This window comes from Nocardioides sp. (genome assembly GCF_034670285.1).
Classification (GTDB): domain Bacteria; phylum Actinomycetota; class Actinomycetes; order Propionibacteriales; family Nocardioidaceae; genus Nocardioides.
In genome coordinates, this window is record NZ_JAXMNS010000242.1 from 1 (window position 1) to 5,841 (window position 5,841).

The 5,841-nt window shown below is 68.9% G+C and carries 5 protein-coding genes; 1 reads left to right on the forward strand and 4 read right to left on the reverse strand.

Translation table 11 applies throughout. The features are described from left to right. Nucleotides 1–1,213, reverse strand: a 1,213-nt coding sequence (locus tag VOI19_RS12620; RefSeq protein WP_323793314.1) for a hypothetical protein, incomplete at its 3' end; no start/stop codon positions are given. A 280-nt stretch (nucleotides 1,214–1,493) separates the two neighbouring features. Here VOI19_RS12620 and VOI19_RS12625 point away from each other — a divergent pair. After that, complete coding sequence (locus VOI19_RS12625; RefSeq protein WP_323793315.1) at nucleotides 1,494–2,549, forward strand: MerR family transcriptional regulator; 1,056 nt, start codon at nucleotides 1,494–1,496, stop codon at nucleotides 2,547–2,549. Between the two features lie 145 nt (nucleotides 2,550–2,694). On the opposite strand, the gene VOI19_RS12630 is transcribed toward VOI19_RS12625, so the two are convergent. The 3 genes from VOI19_RS12630 to VOI19_RS12640 form a co-directional block, all read right to left on the reverse strand. Then, on the reverse strand, nucleotides 2,695–3,981 hold the full coding sequence (locus VOI19_RS12630) for a hypothetical protein (protein WP_323793316.1): 1,287 nt from the start codon (nucleotides 3,979–3,981) through the stop codon (nucleotides 2,695–2,697). A 201-nt stretch (nucleotides 3,982–4,182) separates the two neighbouring features. Further along, complete coding sequence (locus VOI19_RS12635; RefSeq protein ID WP_323793317.1) at nucleotides 4,183–5,268, reverse strand: inositol-3-phosphate synthase; 1,086 nt, start codon at nucleotides 5,266–5,268, stop codon at nucleotides 4,183–4,185. A gap of 75 nt (nucleotides 5,269–5,343) precedes the next feature. Beyond that, the coding region (locus tag VOI19_RS12640; RefSeq protein WP_323793318.1) for a PadR family transcriptional regulator at nucleotides 5,344–5,841 on the reverse strand (498 nt) is incomplete at its 5' end.

Here is a 5,841-nt window from a genome sequence, read left to right on the forward strand (position 1 = left end):
GGCCGGGCACGGTCTTGCTGTACTCGAAGCCCGGCTCGTAGGCGAAGTCGGCGGTGGCGAGCCCCAGCGAGGGCACGGTGCCGTTCGGGTAGAGCTGGCCCAGCGACATCTCCTGGAAGAGGTTGAACGTCGAGCCGGGGACGTCGGGGCTGTTGATCTTGTTGGCGAGGGTCTCGCCGTCGTGGCCCTCGACGTAGGAGCGGTCGGTGTACTGCACCGGGACGATCGGGAAGGGCCGGTCGCCGTAGCGGGCGGTGTTGTAGATCTCGCTCGGCGGGATCACCTTCGGCCCGCGGGCGACCGCGGTGGTCGAGGCGGTCGCCACGGTGAGCTTGGCGGTGGTGGAGAGGTCGCGCCACACGATCGTCGGCAGGGCCGAGGCGAGGGCGGCGGTGTTCTCGAGCACCAGGCTCACCGAGCCGGGACCGTCGAGGGTGGCAGCGGGCACCGTCGGGATCGACCACTTCACCGCGGTCGCACTCAGCGTGCGTGAGCCTGCGCTGGGCTTGGCGCTGATGAACTTCGAGCCGGTCGGGACCGTCACGTCGACGACGGCGCCGAGCACGGGCGTCGCGCCGGGGTTGGTGACCGTGATCGTCGAGGGGTAGGTCTCGCCGGGCTTGACCCAGCCGACCGAGGACACGAAGGAGTTGGTGAGGTCGAGGCCACCGGCCGCGGCCTGGAGCGGCGCGGGAGCGGCGCCGGCCTCTGCGGTGGTGTTGCCCGCGGCGTCCGTGGCGTCGAGGGCCCGCAGGCCCAGGGTCACCGCGTCACGCTGGGCGAGCCCGCGGGTGATCCCAGCGGGCACGGTGGTGCGGAAGGCACCGGCGTCGTCCGTGGTGACGTCCTGCGTGCCGAGGACGTCGCCGGTCGGCGAGGTCACGGCGAGGGTGAAGGTCGCGGGCACTCCGGCGACCGGGGCGGCGGTGGGGCCGGCCTTCCGGGCGGCGAGCACGTCGGCGGCCGAGCGGACGGTGCCGCTGACGTCGAAGGCGGTGCCGCGGCGCAACGTGCTGGAGATCGCGTCAAAGTCGACGCTCAGGGCGTTCTTGGGCACCGCGGTGTCGCTCGCCGGGGCGGCGGCCGCGGGCTGCGGGGCAGCGCCGGCGGGTGCGCCGGCGCCGAGGACGGGCAGGGTGGCCAGCGCGGTCAGGAGCGCGGTGGCCGTCGCTACCCTTCGCGGCAACGATCGAGCGGGGTGTCGAGACAACATGCAGAGGTCCTCGTGACGTCGAGAGGTGAAGGGACGGTCAGCGGGCCAACGACAGTCGAGGTGCCCGCGTTACGGGGATCATGCAATCTTCGCGGCGAGATCGACAGGTTTCGACAAATCTTGCCTTGATGTCAAAGCTTCTGAGGCAGTTCTCGGCTCGCCGAAGCAGCGCCGAGGTCCCCCTCGGCGGCAGGCGCTTGACCTTCCCCCCACGGCAGACGTCAACGTGACAGCGCCTGGTGGACAGCTCACCAGCGACGAGGACGGAGATCATGGGGCCATGTCGAACGTGACCGCTCACCTGAGCATCGGCGACTTCGCGAGGGCTACCGGCCTGAGCGCCAAGGCGCTGCGGCTCTACGACGAGATGGGTCTGCTGGTGCCGGCCGAGGTCGATGCCTTCACCGGCTACCGGCGCTATGCCCCCGCACAGCTGGATCGCGCCCGACTGGTGGCTCGGCTGCGGTTGGCGGGCATGCCGCTGGCGCGCATTCGCCTGGTGGCCGACCTGCCGCCTGACTCCGCCGCTGCCGAGCTGACGTCGTACTGGCGTCAGGTGGAGGCAGACACCGGTTCCGCCGGGCGGCTGGTCGCCGAACTCGTTCGAGAGCTCCGACGACAGGAGAGGGACATGACAGTCAACAACGAGTTCACCACCCATCCCGAGGCTGCGGTGCGCCTCGGGATCGGTGGGCGCGACACCCAGGAGGACGCCGTCCGCGTCGGCGCCGGCCTGTACGCCGTCGCCGACGGTGTGGGGGCAGTGCGCGGCGTCGCTTCGGTGGCGCTGGAGGCGCTGACCGAGCCCGTGCCGGGGGACGACGCGTTGGCGGTGCTCGACGCGGGGGTCTCCAGGGCGGCGCGGGCGATCGCCGACCACTTCCCGGATCAGGCGGAGGCGGCCACCACCCTGACCGTCGTGGTGCTCGACGGCGAACGGCTCGTCAGTGCCCATGTCGGCGACTCACGGCTGTACCTGGTGCGCGGTGGGTCGCTGACCCGTCTGACCCGCGACCACACGCTCGTGCAGACGCTGGTGGAGGAGGGCCGGCTCACCGCAGAGGAAGCACGCAACGACGAACGCCGGGTCGTGCTCAACCGCGCCGTGGCCGCCACGGCGGGCTACGCGCCCGACCTTGCGGTGCACGCCACCGAGCCCGGCGACCGGCTGGTGCTGACCACCGACGGCGTGCACGGCCGGGTCGACCCGGCTGCCCTAGCCGGCCTGTTGCTCACGGAGGCGTCGGCGGACGACGTGGCCGGGGCGGTAGTGGATGTCGTCGAGGCCGCCGGTGCGGATGACAACTACGCGGTGCTCGTGGTGGACCTGCCGTAGGCCGTGGCGCGTGTCGAGGGTCTCGTCAGTGGGCTGTACCTTGCCCTGCTCAACCTCCGTGGCGCCCCGCTCGCACCTCAACTACCGTGGGGTTCGGACGTGCCTGTGACCCCGCTGATCTCAGCGGGGTGTCGGGGCGTGGTGTTCAGGGTTCGGGTGGGTCATCGAGGGGTGTGGTGATGGGCATCCGCCCGTGGCGGCGGCCTCGGGTGACTCGGAAGCGGCGGCCGGAGGGGCTGGTCCAGTCGTAGACCCCGGGTTGGGGTGAGTCGTATTGCCAGGCGGAGAAGGTCTTGGCGCGGTGGTGCTTCCTGCACAGCAGGGAAAGATTCGAGGTGGTCGTTTGGCCACCGGCGGAGGGGTTCTGCTTGTTGAAGGGGACTCGGTGGTCGAGGTCACAGTGCTCGGCACGTCTGGTGCAGTTGGGGAACACGCAGCACTGATCGCGCAGGCGCACTTGTTCGACGAGCTTCGCCGTCGGGACGTAGGCCTGCGTGGAGATCTCTTGGTTGAGGTCGATGACGGGCTTGATGGTCACCGTGGTGCCGGCGCTCTGGCACCAGTCTCTGAGCTGTTCGATGAGGACGTCACCACCCCCGACGTTGTCGAGGCTGACGTGGCGGCTGTCGGCGTCGATGTGGGCGTAGATCACGACCCCGCGTCCACCGCTGTCACCGGCTCCGCTGGTGTCGAGGTCGAGCGTGAGCTGGGTGCGGGCCATCTCCCCGACGGCCATCGATCGCCGCGCTCCCGCGGATTCTTGGCAGCCGAGGTCGCTGAGGCTCTTGGCGCCTTGCTTGACGGCGGCTTCAAGGTCGAGGGCGTCCTCGGTCGAGAGGGTGCCGGTGACCTCGACCGTGCCGTCGGTGGGGGCGTTGCGTCCTCCGAGATGGACCTGGAAGTCACGGTCGTCGGCTGCCTTCAGCCGCCGACGCTCGGCTTCCTCTGGGTCGTACAGGTCGATCGCCTGGGCCACGGTCCTCTCGATCTGCGCGAACGAGCCCGACCGCAGGGTCGGGGCGAGCATCTGGTCGACGAACCGGGCGGCCTCGAAGCTGAGATTCAGGGTGTGCTCGCACACGGCGAACGCCTTCCACACCGGGACCTTCAAGGCCACAACTTGCTCCCAGATGCGGCGCAGGCGGTAACGGAGCTCGAGGGTATTGGCGATGTAGCGACAGCCGCCCTCGGAGGACATGCCCAGGCTTGCGGCGAGGTCGTAGGCGGCGAACTCCTCGATGAGGGGGCAGCCTCTGCCGCCGAGGATCACACCATCGATCCCGAAGGTCAGGTCGTCGACCAGGGAGTTGTCCACGCGGTGCTCCACTGCCCACGCGACCACTGCTTGCAGGGCAACGACTTCGGCGGCGGCTGCCGCCGACTTGGCGTCGATGACGGCCTGGGTGGCGGTCGCGGTGGGCGTCGTTCGCATGCCCTGATTCTACTCCAGATCACCGACATTCGACAGTGTGTTCGATCCTCGCGCGGATGGGTCGGCGCCGGCGCGCGGGCATCTCGATGCGCCGGACCCGTGACCTTGCCGCACGGGCGGCTATCCGATGGCGAGGAAAAAAGCACCGACCCGCCGCCCAGGAGGGCGACGGGTCAGTGGTCGATCAGGCTGCGGGGGAGGTCACTCCTCGCCGCGGATGAAGGCCTCGACGCGGCGGCGACCCTCGGTGTCCTCGATCTGGACCGGCGGGGACTTCATCAGGTAGGACGACGCCGAGATGATCGGGCCACCGATCTTGCGGTCCTTGGCGATCATGCAGGCGCGAACGGCGTCGATGATGATGCCGGCCGAGTTGGGGGAGTCCCAGACCTCGAGCTTGTACTCGAGGTTGAGCGGGACGTCACCGAAGGCGCGACCCTCGAGGCGCACGTAGGCCCACTTGCGGTCGTCGAGCCAGGCCACGTAGTCCGAGGGACCGATGTGGACGATGCGCGAGTCGATCTTGTCGGCGAGCTCGCCGGTGAGGTTCGACGTGACGGCCTGGGTCTTGGAGACCTTCTTCGACTCCAGACGCTCACGCTCGAGCATGTTCTTGAAGTCCATGTTGCCGCCGACGTTGAGCTGATAGGTGCGGTCGAGCGCGACGCCGCGGTCCTCGAACAGCTTCGCCATCACGCGGTGGGTGATCGTGGCACCGACCTGGCTCTTGATGTCGTCACCGACGATCGGGACGCCGGCGTCCTCGAACTTCTTGGCCCACACGGGGTCGGAGGCGATGAAGACGGGCAGGGCGTTGACGAAGCCGACGCCGGCGTCGATGGCGCACTGGGCGTAGAACTTGTCGGCCTCCTCGGAACCCACCGGGAGGTAGGACACCATGACGTCGACCTGGGCGTCCTTGAGCGCGGCGACGACGTCGACGGCCTCAGCGGCCGACTCCTCGATCGTCATGCGGTAGTACTTGCCCAGACCGTCGAGGGTGGGTCCACGCAGCACGTCGACGCCCATGGTGGGCACGTCGGTGATGGAGATCGTGTTGTTCTCGGAGGCGTTGATGGCCTCGGAGAGGTCCTTGCCGACCTTCTTGTCGTCGACGTCGAACGCGGCCACGAAGTCGAGGTCGCGGACGTGGTAGTCGCCGAACATGACGTGCATGAGGCCGGGCACGGTCGCCTCGGGGTCAGCGTCCTTGTAGTACTCGACGCCCTGGATGAGGGATGTCGCGCAGTTGCCGACTCCCACGATTGCTACTCGTACCGAACCCATGTGGGATCCCTTCCTTGTCACTGTGTGAGCAGTGGTTGAGTCGTGCGGTCTGGAACTGCTGGTGGTGCTGGTGCCTCAGGTCTGCGGCTGAGCAGGCGGGTTCGCCTGCTGGCTGCGCTCGGCGTTGATGAGGTCCGAGAGCCACTGGACCTCACGCTCGGCCGACTCCACTCCGTGGCGCTGGAGCTCGGCGGAGTAGCGGTCGACCTCCTGCTCGGTCATCGAGAGCTGCTGCTGGACGCGGTCGAGGCGTTCCTGCAGCCGGGTGCGACGTCCCTCGAGGACGCGCAGCCGGATCTCCATGTCGGTGCGGCCGAAGAACGCGAAACGGATGCCGAAGTTGTCGTCCTCCCACGCAGTGGGCCCGACCTCCGACATCAGCCGCTCGAACTCGGCGGTGCCGGCATCGGTGACCTGGTAGACGATGCGCGGACGACGCGAGACCGGGGCGAGCGTCGTGGACGTCTCCTCGATCAGTGCGCCGCGGAGCATCTTCTTCAGCGTCGGGTACAGCGACCCGTACGACAGGACGCGTCCCCACCCGAGCATGAGGTTGAGCCGCTTGCGCAGCTC